We start from the raw sequence: 17,842 nt of genomic DNA, 5'->3' as shown, positions 1-17,842 counted from the left end.
TCGGGGCCAGCGCGGTCGGGGCCAGCGAGGTCGGGGCCAGCGCGGTCGGGGCCAGCGCGGTCGGGGCCAGCGCGGTCGGGGCCAGCGCGGTCGGGGCCAGCGCGGTCGGGGCCAGCGCGGTCGGGGCGGGCGCGGTCGGGGCGGGCGCGGTCGGGGCGGGCGCGGTCGGGGCGGGCGAGGTTGGGGCGGGCGGGGGTCTACTACGGGGGGTAGGATTGGGGGGTGACTCGGCTGGGTGATCTTGAGCGTGCGGTGATGGACGTGTTGTGGGACACGGTGCCCGCCAGGTCGGACGGGGTCACGGTGCGCGAGGTGGCCGACGCGCTGGCCGGGCGCGAGTTGGCGTACACGACGGTGATGACGGTGCTCGATCGCCTCGCCGGCAAGGGCATGGTGCAGCGCGAGCGGGAGGGCCGAGCCTGGCGTTATCGCGCGGCGGCCAGCCGGGAGGCACACATCGCCCAGCTCATGCTCGACGCACTCGACCTCGGTGGCAGCCGGGATGCGGCGCTGGTCCGGTTCGCCCGATCGGTCACCGGCACCGAGGCGGACGTGTTGCGCGCCGCCCTCGCAGCGGAGGCCACGTCGACGCCGGTCATTAAAGGCACAGAAGCCACCGGAGTCGCGGGAGTCACGGAAGACACGAAAAGCACCGCAGGCACCGCAGGCACCGCGGGCACGACAGGCGCGGGAGGCGCGGGAGGCGCGGATGCCGAGGTGCTGGGCAGTCTGACCGATCGGATCGAGGCACCGCCAGCAGACCGGGCAAGCCCCCTGGACCGGGCGGGCCGCCCGGACCGGGCGGGCCGCCCGGACCGGGCGGGCGAGACTGCGGAACGGTAGGGGCGAGACCGTGGCGTACGCCCTGCATTTCACTGGCGCGATGCTTGCCTGTTGGCTGCTCGCGCAGGTCCTGGCCCGTTCCACCTGGACGTGGCGGAGCCCGGGCGTGGCGATCCTGTGCTGGCAGGCGATCGGTCTGGGGGCCGGCCTGTCCGCGATGGGCATGCCGATAGCGCTCGGGCTGGCACCGTACGAGATGGGTACCGGCAGTGCCCTGCTCGCGCTCGGCAGGGATCTGTGGCACAGCACTCTGCCCGCTGGTCTGGGCGTGGTTCACCTGGGGCTGGTCGGCATCGGCCTGGGCATCGGCGCGGTGCTGCTCACCACGACGGTACGCAGCGTCCACGGCACGGTACGCGCCCAGCGCCGGCACCGGGAGTTGCTGACCCTGGTGGCGCGGCGGGATCCCGCGGTGCCCGGGGCACTGGTGCTCGACCACCCGAGCGCGGCCGCGTACTGCCTGCCCGGCGTACGGCCCCGGGTGGTGGTCAGTGCCGGCGCGCTCGATCTGCTCGACCCGGCCGAACTGGAGGCGGTGCTCGCTCACGAACGGGCGCACGCCCAGGAGCGGCACGACCTGGTGCTGCTGCCGTTCACCGCGTTGTGTCGGGCGTTGCCCTGGCTGCGCTGGGTGCGTCAGGCGCACGAACGGGTCGGGCTGCTTGTCGAGATGCGCGCCGACGACAAGGCCCGGGAGCTGCACGCGGACGCGCCGCTGGCCGGTGCGTTGCGCCGGTTCGCCGCCGCCGGTGACCGGATCAGCCCGGCCGGCACGCTCGGTCTCGGGCATCGGGACCTGGACGTACGCATGCAGCGGCTGCTGATTGCCGGCCGCCCGCCCCGGTTGCTCGGCGCCGCCGCGCTGGCGGTGACCAGCAGCGCCGCCTACCTGCCGATCGGCCTCTTCCTGAGCTGAACGCTGGCCGAGCCCGACCAGACACAGGTCAAGGCCGACCAGGAACGGGCCGAGCCAGACCAGGACGCGGGCCATCCGGACCAGCCGGGAAACCATCGCCCGCCGGGCACCCTGAACTAACCCTGATCCTGACGGCTACGCCCTCGCACGCGCCCATATGTAGATTCGCTACCCGTAGGCTCTCTGAGGTACTGCGTCGACCCAGGAGAGTCATGGACACCCTGCTTCTCGCCCGGCTCCAGTTCGCCGCGACCGCCTCGGTCCACTTCCTCTTCGTGGCGGTCACGCTCGGCCTGGTCACCCTGCTGGTGGGGTTGCAGACCGCCTGGTTGATCACCGGCAACCCACGCTTCGAGCGGCTCACCCGGTTCTGGGGCCAGCTGTACGTGATCAATTACGTGCTCGGCATCGCCACCGGCATCGTGATGGAGTTCCAGTTCGGGCTGAACTGGAGCGGACTGTCGCGCTACGTCGGCAACGTCTTCGGTGCCCCGCTGGCGATCGAGACTCTTGTCGCCTTCTTCCTGGAGTCGACCTTCCTCGGCATGTGGATCTTCGGTTGGCACCGGCTGCGTCGGGGCGTACACCTGGCGTTGCTGTACGGGGTGGCGCTCACCGCGTACGCCTCGGCTTTCTGGATTCTGGTGGCGAACTCCTGGCTGCAGAACCCGGTCGGCTACGAGGTGCGCGACGGGGTCGCCCATCTGACCGACTTCTCCGCCCTGCTGACCAACCCGGCGTTGTGGATGGCGTTCGGGCATGTCGTGTCGGCGGCGCTGCTCACCGGCGGAATGCTGATGGCCGCGGTCAGCGCCTGGCACCTGACCCGCGGCACCGCCGACTTCGGCCTGTTCCGTACCTCGCTGCGGATCGGGGTGGTCACCGCCACCCTGGCGATCGGCCTCGTCCAGAGCTTCGGCTTCGCCCAGTTCGGCTCGGTCGGCGCGATCCAGCCGACCAAGTTCGGCGGCACCAGCCCGGACGCCGAAGCGCTGATCGCCGACTGGACCGCCCGGTTCGGCCCCGGGGACTACCTGCCGCCCGTGCTGGCCAACGCCGGCCTCGGCTTCATGATCCTCATCGGCTTCGGCCTCGGTCTGCTCTGGCTGATCCTCCCGCTGCTCTGGCGGGACTGGATCATCCGGCTCCGCTTCCCGCTCTGGCTGCTCATGATCGCCCTGCCGCTGCCGTTCGTGGCCGTGATCCTCGGCTGGATCGCCCGCGAGGTGGGCCGCCAGCCCTGGGTGGCGTACGGACTGCTGCGGGTGGACCAGGCGATCTCCCCGATCGACCCGTGGCTGATGGCCACCTCGTTGATCGGTTTCACCCTGCTGCTCGGCGGCCTCGCCGTGACCAACTGGGTGCTGCTGGCCCGGCACGCCGCCGCCGGCGCGGCGGATCCGGCCCTCGGTCGACCGCCGACGCAACCGCCGGCCGACGACAGCCGCACCGAGCCCGCCTTCGTCTGAGGAGCCTGATGGAACTCGCCTGGTACGCCCTGCTCGGCCTCTTCTTCGCCGGCTACCTGGTCCTCGGTGGCTTCGACTACGGCGTCGGCCTGCTGCTGGCCCGGCGCACCGATCCGGCGCGGCGGCGGGCGGCCCTGAACGCCGTCGGACCGTTCTTCCTCGGCAACGAGGTGTGGCTGGTCGCGGCCGTCGGCATCCTGTTCGGCGCCTTCCCCGTCCTGGAGGGGGAGCTGCTGGCCGGCAGCTATCCGGCGGTGCTGGGTGCACTGGCCGGGGTGATCCTGGTCACCGCCGGGGTGCAGTTGCGCAGCCGGCCGGCCAGCGGGTGGGCGCGGACCGCGTGGGACCGGGTGATCGTGGTGGGCAGCCTGCTGGCAGCGCTCGGCTGGGGTGTGGTGCTCGCCGGGCTGCTCCAGGGCGTACCGCGGCATCCGGACGGTCATGTCGTCGGCGTGACGCACCTGTTCACCCCGTTCGCCGCCGCTGCCGCGCTGGCGCTTGTCGCGCTTGTCGCAGCGCACGGAGCGACCTTCCTCACGCTGCGGCTGCCGGTCACCGAGGCCGACCGGCTCCGGCCGCTGGCCCGCCGGCTGGTCCTCACCGCGGCCGGCGCGGTCGGCACGGCCGCCGTCGTGGGCCTGTTCTCCGACCGGGTACGCGTCGCCGCGCAGCGACCGGCGGTCGGCGTACTGCTGGCGGTGGGGCTGGTCGCGGCGCTGCTGGTGGCGCGGACGGCGCTGGGCCGGCGACGGGAGGGCGTCGCCTTCGCCGCCACCGCCACCGCGCTGGCCCTTCCGGTGCTGCTGGTCGGGGCGACCCTCTGGCCGTACGCACTGGTCTCGACCGTCGACCCCGCAGCGTCACTGACCGTGACGGAGGCCGCAGCCAGCGCCCCGACCCTGCGCCTGTTGGGCTGGCTCGCAGTACCGTTGCTGCCGGCACTACTAGGCTTTCAGGCGATGTGCTTGTGGATTTTCCGAGGACGAACCGAGGGTAGGGCGCTGGTGTACTGGTGAACCGCCGGCCCTTCGACCCGCGTCTGCTGCGCCAGGTTCCCGCCGCCCGGGGTGACCTCGCCCTGCTTGCGTTCCTCGGGGTACTCGCCGCCGGGTTGGTCGTGGCGCAGGCCACCGCCCTGGCCACCCTGCTGGCCTCCGCGTTCACAGGTGAACTGAACCGCCCCGCCCTGGCCGGCTTCGTCGCCGCCGTGGCGGCCCGCTCGCTGCTGGTCTGGGCGCAGGGCACGGTGTCGGCCCGACTGGCCGCCACGGTCAAGGCGGCGCTGCGGGCCGACCTGCTCGGCGCGGTCGCCCGGCACGGGCCCGGCTGGGTCGCCGGCCAGCGGGCCGGTCAACTGGCCACTCTCGCCGGTCGCGGGCTGGACGCCCTGGACGCCTACTTCACCGGTTACCTCCCGCAGCTGGTGCTCAGCGTCACCGTGCCGGTCGCCGTGCTCGGCCGGATCGTCTTCGCCGACTGGAGTTCGGCGCTGATCATCGCGTTGACCCTGCCGCTCATTCCGATCTTCGGGGCCCTGCTCGGCTGGCAGGCCCAGGCCGCCACCGAACGCCAGTGGCGTCGGCTGTCCCGGCTCGGCGGGCACTTCCTGGACATGGTGGCCGGGTTGCCGACCCTGCGCGCCTTCGGCCGGGCAAAGGCCCAGACCGACGCGGTACGCCGAATGGCCGACGGCCACCGGGTCGCCACCATGAAGACCCTGCGGATCGCCTTCCTCTCCGCCCTGGTGCTCGAACTGGTCGCCACCCTGTCCGTGGCGCTCGTCGCGGTGCCGGTGGGCATCCGGCTGCTCGGCGGCGGGCTGACCCTCCAGGTCGCGCTGCTGGTGCTGCTGCTCACCCCGGAGGCGTACCTGCCGCTGCGGGCGGCCGGCAGCCGGTTCCACGCCAGCATGGAAGGGCTCACCGCGCTGGACGAGGCCTTCACCCTGACCGGTGCCGCGCCGGCTCCGACGACCCGCACCGGGGCGCTGCCGGACGGGCTCGGTGAGATCAGGTTCGAGTCGGTCACCGTCGCCTACCAGCGCACCGTGGCACTGCGGGACGTCTCGCTGACCATCCGACCGGGCGAGCGAGTCGCGATCATCGGGCCCAGCGGTGCCGGCAAGAGCACCCTGCTCGGCCTGCTGCTCGGCTTCGTCACGCCGACCCGCGGCCGGGTCACAGTGGGTGGGGTCGACCTCGCCGAGGCCGACCTCGACGGCTGGCGTCGACAGGTGGCCTGGGTGCCGCAGCGCGCCCACCTGTTCGCCGCCTCGCTTGCCGACAACATCCGCCTCGGCGTCCCTGAGGCCTCCGCGAGCGCTGTGGACAAGGCGGTCACCGACGCCGCCCTCGACGACGTGATCGCCGCCCTGCCCGACGGCCTGGACACCCTGCTCGGCGAGCGCGGGCACGGCCTGTCCAGCGGGCAGCGGCAGCGGGTCGCGCTGGCCCGGGCGTTCCTGCGGGACACCCCCGTGGTCCTGCTCGACGAGCCCACCGCCCGCCTCGACGCCGCCGCCGAGGCCGCGGTGCTGACGGCCACCCACCGCCTGGTGGCGGGCCGTACCGCCCTGCTTGTCGCGCACCGGCCCGCCCTGCTCGCCGACGCCGATCGCATCCTGCGGGTCGACGACGGCCGGGTGACCGAACTGACCCCGCAGCCGACCGGGGAGGGCCGATGAGCGAAGAACGACCCGCACAGGCGGGCTCTGCCCAGGCCGGTTCCGCCCAGGCCGCCCAAGCCGGTTCCGCCCGAGCCGGCTCCAGCCAGGCCGGCTCGGAGAGCGGCTCGGCCCAGGCTGGTCCCCGACCGGCCGGCGGAGCGCCGGAGCTGGTGGTGCTGCGGCTGGCCCGGCCGTACCTGAATCGGCTGATCAGTGCCGGCCTGCTCGCGGCGGTCACCGAGTTCGCGGCGCTTGCCCTGATGGCCACGGCGACCTGGCTGTTGATGGCGGCTGCCGGCCAGCCTCCGCTGGACCGGCTCACCGTGGCGATCGTCGCGGTACGGGCCCTGGCCGTCAGCCGGGGCGTGTTGCGCTACACCGAGCGGCTCGCCGGCCATGACGCGGTGCTGCGTCTGGTCACCGATGTCCGGACCCGGGTCTTCGCCACCCTGGCCGCCCGGCGCGGCGCGCCACCGCGCACCGGCGACGCGCTGAGCCGGCTGGTCTCCGACGTGGAGGCGGTGCAGGACCTGCTGTTGCGGGTCGTCGTGCCGGGCGCGGCGGCCGGTCTGGTGAGCGTGCTGGCGGTCGGGTTGACCGCGCTGGTCTCGCCGTCGGCCGCGCTGGTGCTCGCCGGTGGGCTGCTGGTGGCCGGGGTGGCGCTGCCGGCGCTGGCCACCGCGTTGACCCGGCGGGCCGCCGCCGAGGTGGCACCGCTGCGCGGTGCGCTCGCCGCCGACGCGGTCGATCTGACCCACGGCGCCGCCGACCTCGCCGCCTTCGGTGCGACAGGCGCCGCCCTCGATGCGGCGCAACGCCGCGCCCGCCGGCTGGCCCGGTTGGAACGCCGGCTCGCCGTGCGCGGCTTCGCCGTGGACGCCGCCGGGGTGCTGGTGGCCGGGCTGACCGCCGGTGCCGTGGTCTTCGTCGCGCTCCGCGCCGGGGTGGGCGGGGTACTCGTCGGCGTGCTGGCGGTCGGCACCCTGTCCGCCGTGGAGATCGCCCTGGCCCTGGTCGGTGCCGCCCGGCAGTGGACCGCGCTCCGCGCCGGCCTGGCCCGGGTCGCGCCGCTCATCACCGACACCGCCGAACAGGCCCCCGGCACGCCGGCAACCAGCACCGACGCACCGAAGACGGACGCCGGTCCGGCAATCACCGACGGTGGCCGGACGGGAGTCGAGGAGCGCACTCCGCCCGAACCAGCTCCGGCGGCCCTCACGACCCCGTCCGGCGACCGGGGCGGCACTCCTGACCTGCGCTTCGACCAGGTGACCGTGCGGTATCGCAGCGGCGCGCCCGCCGCCCTGGACACCTTCGACCTCGACCTGCCCGCAGGACGACGGGTGGCGGTGGTCGGTCCGAGCGGCGCGGGCAAGAGCACTCTCGCCGCGGTGCTGACCGGTGCGGTACGCCCGGACGGCGGCCGAGTCACCCTCGACGGGCGGGACCTCGGCACGTACCCGCCCGAGGATTTGCCGGCGGTGGTTGGCGGGCTGCTCGCCGAGGCGTACGTCTTCCACGCCACGGTCCGGGAGAACCTGCTGCTGGGCCGGCCCGGCGCCGACGAGCTGGCGCTCTTCGCCGCGGCCGAGGCGGCCGGTCTGGCCGACTGGGTACGGGACCAGCCGGACGGCTGGGACACCGTCGTCGGTGAGGAGGGTGCACAGCTCTCCGGCGGTCAGCGGCAGCGTCTCGCACTGGCCCGGGCGCTGCTCGCCGCCCCCGCCGTGCTGGTGCTCGACGAGCCGACCGAGGGCCTCGACCCGGTCGCCGCGGACGAGGTGCTCGCCGGTGCCCTGGCCGCCGTACCCGCCGGGCGCTCGGTGTTGCTGATCTCCCATCGGCTCAGTGGTCTCGCCGGGCTGGACGAGATCGTGGTGCTGGACGCGGGACGGATCATCCAGCGCGGCCGGCACGCGGAGCTGATCGCGACCCCGGGCTGGTACCGGGACCAGTGGACGTTGCAACAGGCCGCCGAGCACGGCTACCTGGCGGTTTCCGGCTGACCTCTCAGGGATTTCCCGGACGGCGGGACGGCGGTCCGGCTGGCAGCATGGGGGCATGCCGGTCGGTGATGACGTGTTGGTCGAGGAGCACCTGCGGCAGTTGGCCGCCCGGCTGCACGGGCCACGCCGGCTACGCGCGGACCTGCTGACCGAGGCCCGGCACGGCCTGCTGGACGCCGTCGAGGCGTACCGGGACGGTGGTCTGCCGGGCGACGAGGCGGCCCGACGGGCGGTGGCCGAGTTCGGTACGCCCGCGCAGCTTGCGCCCGCGTACCAGGCCGAACTGGCGGTGGCTGCGCTGCGCCGGTTGGCGCTGTGGATCGTCGCCTTCGCCGGGGTCGCCGCGATCGCCGGTGATCTGACCTGGCACGGGTCGAGTTGGAGTGCGGGTCCGCCGCCGCCGACCGGCTACCTGCTGCTGTCCCGGTCGGTCGACGTGATCTGGACAGCGGCGTTCCTGTTCGGCGCGGCCGCTCTGGTGCTGGTGGCGATGACCGGGCGGTCGTCCCGGCCCGGGTTCACCGTCGCGGCGCACGCCGTGGGCATCCTGCTGACCGGCACGGCCGTGCTGGGGGCGGTGGCCGGGGTGGGGCTCTTCGGCTGGTCGATCGCGTTGTGGGACGCGGCGCTCACCTGGCCACCGATGATCGTCGGGATGCTGGTCGCGGGGGCGGCGCATCTCTGGCTGGGCCGGGCCGCGCACACCTGGCTGCTCGCCGCCCGGCCGATGACCACCCGGTAGTGGTGCGTCGTCCCCACACCACGAGGTCACCCGCAGTAATCAGCCTGATGCCGCCGCGGGCGGGTTGGCGTCCAGGACGCGCCCGACGGTCGCGGTGAACTCGCGCCACCCCGCTCGCTGCTCGGCAAGCGTGCGTCGGCCGGCGTCGGTCAACTCGTACGTCCGCCGCTCTCGACCGTTGACGGTGCTCCAGACGCTTGCCACGTGCCCGGCCCGCTCCAGTCGACGCAACGCCGGGTAGACGGTGCCGGTGGGCAGATCGAGCCGCCCGTCGCTGCGGGCGCGCAGCGCCTCGATGATGGCGTAGCCGTGCAGGGCGCCCCGTTCCAGCACGGCGAGCAGCAGGGAGTCGAGGTGGCCGTGCAGCGCCTGGGCGTTCATGCGTAGAAACGCTACTTGTCGAACCACGGCCCCGCCACCGGGGCGGGCACCGGTCACCCAGCGCAGCCAACTAGGGTATGTGCCCAGAGTCACTCGCCGGCACCACGCCGGCGGGTGGGCAGCCCGACGCACACGGAGGTCACCGTGGCCCGCCAGTCGCCTCAACGGCCGGACGCCGACGAGCCCGAGCTCGATGACACGACCGGCCCCACCGAGCCGGACGCCACCGACGAGTCGGAGGCCGTCGCCGACGCGGATCCCGGCGCGTCCCGCGCGCTCTGGGAAGAGCTGCGGATCGACCCGGTGGAGATCGCCCTGCCCGCCGGCACCGGCTACACGCTGCGGGCGTACCGCCCGGCCAGCGAGCTGACCCCGACCGACGTGGCCGAGCGCGACGCCGACGATCCGTTCCTGGCCCGTCGCCAGGTCGTCGAGGCCGAGGACGACGAGGACGGCGACGTCGTCATCCTGGACGAGGAGATCGCCCGGGAGTTCGCCGAGAGCGACGACGAGGAGAAGCGGTCCAAGGACGGCGACACCGACGCCAAGGGTGACAAGGACGACACCGACGAGAAGGCGGCCGAGGAGGCCGGCGACGAGGAGGTGCCGATCTTCCTGACCCACCGGGGGCGGCTGCTGCTGTTCAAGACCCCCGAGGCGCTCGTGAGTTTCGTCCGCTCCGGCGCTCCGAACGATCTGTCTCAGCTGGACAGTTGGAATGAATTGTCCGAACGGGTGGAGCCGGCCGACATTGCGCCGCTCGACGAGGACATCTACGAGCTCGACCTGGTCGTGGAGAACCTGCGCGGCGGGCACGACACCTGGGACCCGACGCTGCTCATCGAGGCCGGTGAGGTCGCCCGGGACCTGTCGTACGCGCTGCGTCTGCCGGCCGTGCTCGACATGCTCTCCGCCGGCTCCAGCCTCGACGACCTGGACGAGGCGCTGCGGGCCTCGGTCAACGGCGGCATCGGTGGTTTCCTGGGCCGTCGGCGGCTGAAGAAAATCGGGGCACAAACGGCAAGTCTCGGTTGGCGGACCATTGTCGGAAAGATCTCTGCGGTCGTGGACTGGCGCGACTGACCCACAACAGGGAGCATCAGTCTCTGGCAGAGCTAAGCCCTGTGTCCCGGGAGGAGGACGACGCCGTGGCGCTCGTGCGCGTGTACTGCGGTCTGGCCTCGGCGGATCCGGCCGACCGACCGGCCTCGGCCGGATCGACGCTGACGTCCGCTGTGGTCGACGACGCAGGCCGGCTGCTGCATGTCTGCGAGGTCGACGACGACCCGGTGGGCTATGCCCGACTGGTCACGTTGCTCGTGGACCGCTCGGGCGGGCCGAGCGGAGCGGCGATCGCCGCCGACACCGACGACCACACCGTCACCTCACTGCTCAGCGCTGCCGGCCGCCCCTTGGCGATCGCGGACGACGACTCGGTCGACGACTTCGCCGAACGGTTCGCCGACGACGACTCCGTCGAGGAGATGCAGTCCCCGCCGGCCGTCCGGCGGGCCGTCGGCCTGGCTCGCGCCCTTCAGGCCGGTGCCCTGTCGGCCGTGACCCTGCCGGCGCCCCGGGATCTCGCCGGTTACAAGCAGATACTCGCCGCGCACGCAGCGCTGACCAGCGGCCGGCACTCCGCCGCGGTGGCGCTGCGTGAGGTGCTGCGTGAGCTGTACCCGGCTGCCCTGCGCGCCTTCCCCGACCCGGCGGAGTCGATCCCGCTGGCGGTGCTGGATGCGCTGCCCGAGCCGAGCATGCTCACCGACGCCGGCCGTGGCCGGGACGCCGCGGTCACCGCCGACGCCGTCGCCGCGCAACTCACCGCCGACGGGGTGGGCGACCCGGACGCGATCGACGAGGCGGTCACCGCACTGCGGGTGGCCATCTCCGAGACGCCTCGACGGTCCACGGTCAACCGCGCCCTGACCTCGGCCGCCGCCGAGACCATCCGGCAGACCGTCGCCTCGGTGCGCGCCTGCGACGCCGGTTGCGACGCACTCGTCGGCGCGCTGCATGCGCGTACGGCCGGCCCGGCCCAGGCCAGCGGCCGTCGAGCCGCCGCCCGACGCGGCGAGCCGGTCGGCGAACTGCCCACCGTCAACAGCGCTGCCGGCCTGCGGGCCGTACGCCCGGCCGGCCCGGAACCGTCCGCCGGACGCCGCGCCCGCCCCGAGCCCGTTTCGGGCAACACCGCACCGCCGGCACCCCGCCCGACGAATCCGCCGCCGGTGGCGCCGGCCCCGATCGCCCCGCCGCCGGTCGCACCTGCCCCGATCGCGCCGGCTGCGGTCGCCGGACCGCCCGTGTCGGCACCGCCGTCGCATCCCGACTCCGCCGGATCTCGGATCGACGGGCCGACGAACCGGCCGATCTCCACGCCACCGCCGCCGCCCGGGATCACCCCGATCGCGCCGGCACCGCGTGGTGCGATCCCACCGGCCGAGGCCGGTGAGCCGTTCCGGCCGACGCTGACCACCGCAGCGATCAACAGTGCCCGCGCGGAACGGCAGCGCACCATCATCCCGCCCCGGCCGAAGACCAACGGTGCGCCGCCGACGCCGACGCCGACGGGCGGCTTCAGCGCCACCGACCTCAGCGTTCCGGTGCCGACGCCCCGCCCCGGGCAGGAACCGGCCGCCCCGGGCTCGCGTGCCAACTGGCCGCTTGTCAACAACCCGGAGAATCCCGCCGACAGTTCGGCCCGCAACCCCGTCGTCGGCTCGTACGACGACCGCAGCCGGGGTGCAGGCCCCGCCCCCGGTCCCGAGGTGCCCGCCGAGCTGACCACCGAGCGCCGGGTGACCCCGCCGTGGCTCGCCGACGACCTGCCCCCGGAGCCTCCGGTGCTGCGGCTCGTCGAGCCTCCGCCGCTGGCCGACCGGGCGCTGCGCAACGGGCCGGAGTCGCACCTGGAGAACCCTCCACTGCGTCTGGTGGACCGGGCTCACGAGGAGCAGCGCGGGCATTCCGCCGAGCGGCTGGATCCCCCACTGCTGCCGCGTCGACCGGCACCGCCCGTCGAGCACCGGCCGTCGCCGATCTCCGACGAGGGCGACGGTGACCTGCTGATCTTCGCGCAGGCCAAGTCGGCCTGGTTCGTCGGGCACGGCGAGGACGCCGCCCTGGACTGGTCGAGCACGGCCGACACCGGATGGCAGGCTGCCGAGCAGGCCGCCCGCCCCGCCGTGGGTGCCGAGACGAACGCCGGCCTGCCCAAGCGCGTACCGCAGGCCAACCTCGTGCCCGGCTCACCGCTGCGCGAGGAGCGTCCACTGCGGATCGTGCGCGACGCGGCCAGCCTGGCCGAGAACACCACCGGCTACTTCCGCGGCTGGCGTCGCGGCCAGGAGATCGGCGGGTTCGCCGTCGGTGGCCGCCCGGGTCGCGAGGCGGCCGGCGGCTGGGACTTCAGCCGGGACACCGGTGACCGTGACGACGACCGGGAGTACGAGTACCGCTCCGCCGGCTACCGTTCCTGAGACCGGCCGGGTCGGCCTGTCGCTTCCGGTGCACCACCCGACCACGTGACGCCGTGTGGATGCCTTGCGGCGTCCACACGGTACGTCCTGGCCGGACTCACCCGAAGGCCTCGGGCACGCCGTCAGACGGCCGTAGCCGCTCCATCCGGTGTGGATGCCGACTCGGGGTCGGGTAGGGACGCCCCGAACCGCCACACGCGCACTCGGCGGCCGCACTCGGATGCCTACGCGAACCGGCATACGGACAGCAACCAGCGCCCGGTGTCGACGTCAGACCGTCACCGGGCGCTGCGGCGGCGCTCAGGCCGGGGCGACAGCCCGCGAGCGACGCATGGTGAGCACATACTCGACAAGCGAGATCAGCACGTGCTTCGTCGACTCCCGGTTCCGGGCGTCGCAGGCCACCACCGGCACGTCGTTGGAGATCGCGAGGGCCTCCCGGACGTCCTGCGGGTCGTGGTACTGCATGCCGTCGAAGCAGTTGATGGCCACCAGGTACGGCAGCCGCCGGTGCTCGAAGAAGTCGATCGCCGCGAAACAGTCGGCCAGCCGGCGGGTGTCCACCAGCACGACCGCGCCGATCGCGCCCCGGACCAGTTCATCCCACATGAACCAGAAGCGGGTCTGACCCGGCGTACCGAACAGGTACAGGATCAGGTCGCGGTCGATCGAGATGCGGCCGAAGTCCATGGCGACCGTGGTGGTCGTCTTTCCCGGCACCTGCCGGGTGTCGTCGACACCCACCCCGGCGGAAGTCATGATGGCCTCGGTGGTCAGCGGCGTGATCTCCGAGACCGAGCCGACGAGCGTCGTCTTGCCGACGCCGAATCCGCCGGCGATCACGATCTTCGCCGACGTCACGCGCCCGCTCGGGGCCGGCGGCCGGTGCGACATGTCAGAGCCTGCGAAGTCCACTCAGCACCCTCTCCAGCAGTTCAGTGCCCACCGCGTCGTCCGAGTCGTCCAGGATGGTCGGCTCGTGGACCGCGACCAGGCCGTCCGTCGCCATGTCGGCGATGAGCACCCGGGCCACGCCGAGCGGAAGCTGCATCCGCGCCGCGATCTCGGCGAGCGACTGCACGCGTCCGTCACACAGCGCGGCGATGTACTGGTGTTCACGGCCTTGACCGCCGTTGCCAGTGGCAACGGCACGACCGCGCACCGTCGTCTCGACCAACGCCTCCAGGGCGATGTCGAGGCGGGGTCGGGTACGACCGCGGGTAACGGCGTATGGACGGACCAACGCACCGGTCGGCTCGTCACGATCCATGTCGCCGCTCACCTCCTTCGTACCCGGCACCGGAACCCACCGGTGCTACCCGTCGTTTGCAGTGTTGTCGCCCCGCCCGCCCCACCGGCTGGCGCGACGATCAGCCCATCATCCCCACAGCCGTACGTGGCTGCGGGGTCAGGGCGTCGCCCACCCGGTCTACGAGCAGGGCCATCTCGTAGCCCACCTGTCCCACGTCGCAGCTGCGTGCGGCGAGCACCGCGAACGACGAACCGTCGGAGATCGACATCAGGAACAGGAAGCCATTGTCCATCTCGACAACGGTCTGCAACACGGCACCGCCCTCGAAACACCGGGCCGCGCCCTGGGTCAGGCTGACCAGGCCGGAGGCGATCGCCGCCAGCTGGTCCGCACGGTCCCGCGGAAGGTCTCGTGACGACGCCAGGAGCAGACCGTCCGCGGAGACGGCGACCGCGTGCGCGACACCGGGTACCCGATCGGCGAAGTTGGCCAGCAGCCAACCGAGGTCCTGCGTACTAGTCATCCTTCTTGCTCCTTCTGCCTGCTCCCGGCCACCGGGCCTGAGCCAGACTGCGAGGATTGCTGTCCGCCCGGAATCCCCTCCGGGCCGGTCGGGTTGCCGTCCGACGGGTGGCTGCGCCCCCGCTGGACACCCCGGTGGTAGGCGGAGAGCAGTCCGCGCACCGACTCCGGGTTACGTCGCTGCACCGAGTTGGTGGGCTTCTCCACCGCGCCCGGAACGAGTTGCGCCATCGGCGTGCGCTTGGGCAGCCCGGTCTGGGTGGTGCCGGCGGCCGGCGCCTGACTGGCGGCGGAAGCCGCCCGCCAGCCGTCGTCGGCCGCAGTCTGCCACACACTCTCCGGCGATGGCGGACGGTAGGTGGGCCGGGGATCGGCGCTGCCCGGGCGAGGGCCGCCGTTCGCCGCAGCGCCGTTCCCGCCTGCGGCTGTCGGAGTCTCTGCCATCGGTGCGTTACCTGTCGTTCCGGTCTGGTTCTGCGTGCTGGGCCGACCGACCGGGTCGACCGCGGAGAACTGCTGGGTAGGTGCCCCGTTCGCCGCCGGTTGGCGGGCACCTGCGGACTCCTCCGGGCCGGAACGGCGGGTGCGGAACCACGCCGACTCGAGCTCCCGGAAGATCGGCAGCTCCATCGTCTCATCCGCGTACCGCTGCCGGTTCTGCGCCTGCGGCGGCGTGGGCACGGTCGGCTGAGCCGGCCTGGTCGGCTGTGCGGCCGGACGGGGCACCCGAGGCAGCTCGGTGGTCATGTCCAGCGCGGCGGCCAGCCGCTCGGGCACCGCCGGAGCGGCCTGCTCTGCGGCGACCGGGGGCCAGGCCGGTGGTGCCGGGGTCGCGGGGCCGGCCGGTCCCGCGGACACCGGCCGCTGCGGCAGCGGGTTGCCCGGCGGCGTCGAGATCGGCTGCCCGGAAACCGGCTGCCCGGAGACCGGGGCGGCGGAGACCGGCGGGGCCGAGTACGGGGTGCCCGAAACCGGCGGCGACGAGACCGGCGGAATCGGTGGTGCCGACACCGCGGGCGGCGCGTACGGCGCGGCCTCGGGGCTGCTCGACAGCTGACGTGGAATGGTCGGCTGGCTACCGGTCTGCTCGTCGGCTGCCCGCCGCTGCGGCAGTGGATCGGTCGACGGGCCGCCCGTGGAGCGCGGGGTGAAGCTGTTGCCGCCGGTGACGCCGCTCGCGCCGGTCAGGTCCGACCAGGCGGGCAGGTTGCCCGCACTCGCCGGGGTGCCCGAACCGTTGCGGTTGGCCGGCTCGAAGGGCCGCCCGCCGAGGGTCACCTGGTTACCCGAGCCACCGGATCGTTGCGCCGGCACCGAGGGCGTGGTCGGCGCACTCGGACCGTTGCCGAGGGCGGGCAGGGCACCGAAGGCCGGGCTCGGCCCGGGCAGCGGTGCGGCCGGGGCGGGCAGGGCGGCGGGATGCGGACCCCGACCGGAGAGCGCCCGGGGCACCAGCACCGTCGGCGGCAGCGTGACATCGGCCACCGTGCCCCGATCAGTGCCGGGACGCAGCTCGACCTTGACCGCGTGCCGGGACGCCAGCCGGGCGACCACGACCAGGCCCATCATCCGGGACACGGCCACATCCACCTGCGGCGGCGTGGCCAGCCGCTCGTTGAGGTCGGTCAGCTGCTCAGGGCTGATCCCGATGCCCCGGTCCTCCACGTACAGCGAGGCACGGTCGCCGACCCGGCGGGCCTCGACCAGCACCTGCGAGTCCGGCGGCGAGAACGCGGTGGCGTTGTCGAACAGCTCGGCGACCAGGTGGACCAGGTCGTTGACCGCGTGCGCGGCGACCTCGATGTCCCGGTCGATCACCCCGAACTCGATCCGGGTGTAGTGCTCGACCTCGGACTGCGCGGCCCGCAACACGTCGATCAGGGCGGCCGGCTCGCGCTGCACCCGGGTCGAGTCGGCACCGGCGAGGACCAGCAGGTTCTCGTCGTTGCGGCGCATCCGGGTGGCGAGGTGGTCCAGCTGGAACAGCTCGGCCAGCCGGTCCGGGTCCTCCTCGCCGCGCTCCAGCCGGTCGAGGTGCCCGATCAACCGGTCGACCAGGATCTGGGACCGGCGGGCCAGGTTGACGAACATGGTCGCGACCGAGGCCCGCAGGGCGGCCTGTTCGGCGGCGGTACGGACCGCCTCCAGGTGGACCGCGTTGAACGCCTCGGTCACCTGACCGAACTCGTCGCGGCTGCGTACCGGCAGTGGCTCGGCGATCTGATTGGCCAGTTGCACCGGGGAGAGCTGCCCGGTGACCTGCGGGTCACGCAGCCGGGCGACCGCCTGGGGCAGCCCGTACTGGGCGATGGAGAGCGCGCCCTGGCGCAGCTCGCGCAGGGAGCGGGCCATCGAGCGAGCCACCAGGTACGCCAGGATGACGGCCAGCAGCAGCATGGTCAGCAGCAGGCCGGTCTCCAGGAACACCTGACGCTGCACGTCGGAGCGGAGCTCGGCGGCCTGGTCCTGCACGTCGGCGTCGAACTTCGCCTCGACCGTACGGATCAGCTTGCCGTTGGCGACCAGCGCCGCGTCCCACTGGTCGGCGTTGAAGGAGACGCCGGAGAGATCCGGCGAGGTGTCGGCGTTGACCTGGCTGATGTAGATGGTCGCCTGCCGGCGGTCACCACCGCCGATGGTCTGGGCGTGGAACTCCGCCTCCTCCTCCGTGGCGACGGAGGTGAAGCTCTGCTGCGCCTGCTGCTGGCCGGTCTCGCTGGCGATGTAGTCCGTGCGCAGCGCGGAACTCATGCCCCGCTGGAGCGCCCGGTGCACCACCACCCGGCGTACGGAGAGCCACTCCTTCTCCCGGGCCACGGCGGCTGCCGCCCGCATCCGGTCGCTGAGCTCGTTGTCGCCGGCGAGCTGGCTGGCCGAGTCGCGGATGGTGAGCATCTGGTTGATCAGCTCGTCGTACGACTGGAGCGCGTCAGTGATCTTGAACTTGCCGTTGAACACCTGACTGCGGGTGCCCGGCAGGTCGGCCAGCCGACCGTCGATCTGGTCGAGCAGCCCGGCGAGGCTGACAGGCAGGTCGGTCAGCTGGGAACGCTGCTGCGAGTAGGGGCCCTTGTCGTCGTCGACCCGCTTCGCAACCTCGTTGTAGAGGGCGGAGTACTTCTTCTTCGCCTCCGGCTCGGGCTGACCCGCCTGCTGGGGCGGCACCCCCAGGAGCAGCACCGCCGCGGTCCGCTCGTCCTGGAGGCCGTCCACCAGCTCGCCGGAGTAGCCGATGAGCTCGGCGAGGTCACCGGCCCGGTTGGCGTCGTTGAGCGAGTCCAGGTGGTCGAACAGGCCGCTGGTGCCCACGACGACCGTGGCGATGGTCGGCACGATCATGATGAGACCGAGCTTTGACCAGATCGGCATGTCGCGGAGCCGACCGACCGGCCGGCGCAGGCGCGACAGGAAGGAGCCTGCCGTCTTCGGCCGTTTGCTCACGTCACCGCCCTCGTGATTGCTGCGTCGGCGTTGCTCCCGGGCAACGCCCAGCGGCCGACCCGGCGGGTCGGACCATCCGAGATTCCATCACGCTCGTCGGCAAAGAGAAAGCCCAGGTTGGCC

13 protein-coding genes and 2 pseudogenes are annotated in these 17,842 nt (G+C 73.2%); 10 read left to right on the top strand and 5 right to left on the bottom strand.

Translation table 11 applies throughout. The features are described from left to right. The 8 genes and pseudogenes from Vgi01_RS03190 to Vgi01_RS03155 all read left to right on the top strand — a co-directional run. Window positions 1–239, top strand: a 239-nt coding sequence (locus Vgi01_RS03190) for a hypothetical protein (protein ID WP_204290076.1), incomplete at its 5' end; no start/stop codon positions are given. Beyond that, window positions 223–708 (top strand): annotated as a pseudogene (locus Vgi01_RS03185) (BlaI/MecI/CopY family transcriptional regulator); the annotation flags it as partial. The gene Vgi01_RS03190 and the pseudogene Vgi01_RS03185, both read left to right, overlap by 17 nt. A gap of 145 nt (window positions 709–853) precedes the next feature. Then, on the top strand, window positions 854–1,759 hold the full coding sequence (locus Vgi01_RS03180) for a M56 family metallopeptidase (RefSeq protein WP_102658875.1): 906 nt from the start codon (window positions 854–856) through the stop codon (window positions 1,757–1,759). 212 nt (window positions 1,760–1,971) lie between these two features. Next, window positions 1,972–3,228 carry a cytochrome ubiquinol oxidase subunit I gene (locus Vgi01_RS03175; protein ID WP_102658874.1) on the top strand — a complete coding sequence of 419 codons (1,257 nt, stop codon included), beginning with the start codon at window positions 1,972–1,974 and terminating at the stop codon, window positions 3,226–3,228. 8 nt (window positions 3,229–3,236) lie between these two features. Then, on the top strand, window positions 3,237–4,244 hold the full coding sequence (locus Vgi01_RS03170; RefSeq protein WP_102658873.1) for a cytochrome d ubiquinol oxidase subunit II: 1,008 nt from the start codon (window positions 3,237–3,239) through the stop codon (window positions 4,242–4,244). Further along, window positions 4,241–5,911, top strand: a complete 1,671-nt coding sequence (gene cydD / locus Vgi01_RS03165; protein ID WP_102658872.1) for a thiol reductant ABC exporter subunit CydD — start codon at window positions 4,241–4,243, stop codon at window positions 5,909–5,911. The genes Vgi01_RS03170 and cydD overlap by 4 nt, the downstream gene beginning before the upstream one ends. Beyond that, complete coding sequence (cydC, locus tag Vgi01_RS03160) at window positions 5,908–7,899, top strand: thiol reductant ABC exporter subunit CydC (RefSeq protein ID WP_308441762.1); 1,992 nt, start codon at window positions 5,908–5,910, stop codon at window positions 7,897–7,899. Before cydD ends, cydC begins: the two co-directional genes overlap by 4 nt. A gap of 55 nt (window positions 7,900–7,954) precedes the next feature. Beyond that, on the top strand, window positions 7,955–8,641 hold the full coding sequence (locus Vgi01_RS03155) for a permease prefix domain 1-containing protein (RefSeq protein ID WP_102658871.1): 687 nt from the start codon (window positions 7,955–7,957) through the stop codon (window positions 8,639–8,641). Between the two features lie 39 nt (window positions 8,642–8,680). On the opposite strand, the gene Vgi01_RS03150 is transcribed toward Vgi01_RS03155, so the two are convergent. Then, on the bottom strand, window positions 8,681–9,022 hold the full coding sequence (locus tag Vgi01_RS03150; protein ID WP_102658870.1) for a PadR family transcriptional regulator: 342 nt from the start codon (window positions 9,020–9,022) through the stop codon (window positions 8,681–8,683). A gap of 267 nt (window positions 9,023–9,289) precedes the next feature. Here Vgi01_RS03150 and Vgi01_RS03145 point away from each other — a divergent pair. Together Vgi01_RS03145 and Vgi01_RS31595 are read left to right on the top strand one after the other, a co-directional pair. After that, window positions 9,290–10,105 (top strand): annotated as a pseudogene (locus Vgi01_RS03145) (SatS C-terminal domain-containing protein); the annotation flags it as partial. A gap of 41 nt (window positions 10,106–10,146) precedes the next feature. Next, window positions 10,147–12,504 (top strand): transposase, encoded by a 2,358-nt coding sequence (locus Vgi01_RS31595; RefSeq protein WP_102658868.1) that lies wholly within the window; start codon window positions 10,147–10,149, stop codon window positions 12,502–12,504. A gap of 300 nt (window positions 12,505–12,804) precedes the next feature. On the opposite strand, the gene Vgi01_RS03135 is transcribed toward Vgi01_RS31595, so the two are convergent. From Vgi01_RS03135 to Vgi01_RS03120, 4 genes are all read right to left on the bottom strand, one after another. Then, window positions 12,805–13,398, bottom strand: a complete 594-nt coding sequence (locus tag Vgi01_RS03135; RefSeq protein WP_013731523.1) for a GTP-binding protein — start codon at window positions 13,396–13,398, stop codon at window positions 12,805–12,807. A gap of 1 nt (window position 13,399) precedes the next feature. After that, window positions 13,400–13,774, bottom strand: a complete 375-nt coding sequence (locus Vgi01_RS03130) for a DUF742 domain-containing protein (protein WP_013731522.1) — start codon at window positions 13,772–13,774, stop codon at window positions 13,400–13,402. A 100-nt stretch (window positions 13,775–13,874) separates the two neighbouring features. Then, entirely contained in the window at window positions 13,875–14,279 is a 405-nt protein-coding gene (locus Vgi01_RS03125) for a roadblock/LC7 domain-containing protein (protein ID WP_013731521.1), read from the bottom strand. After that, window positions 14,276–17,719: a sensor histidine kinase gene (locus Vgi01_RS03120; RefSeq protein WP_102658867.1), complete on the bottom strand. Its 3,444-nt coding sequence runs from the start codon at window positions 17,717–17,719 to the stop codon at window positions 14,276–14,278. Before Vgi01_RS03120 ends, Vgi01_RS03125 begins: the two co-directional genes overlap by 4 nt. Window positions 17,720–17,842: the final 123 nt, after the last annotated feature.

The organism is Micromonospora gifhornensis, assembly GCF_016863515.1.
GTDB classification, from domain to species: domain Bacteria; phylum Actinomycetota; class Actinomycetes; order Mycobacteriales; family Micromonosporaceae; genus Micromonospora; species Micromonospora gifhornensis.
This window is presented reverse-complemented; position numbering and strand designations above follow the sequence as displayed.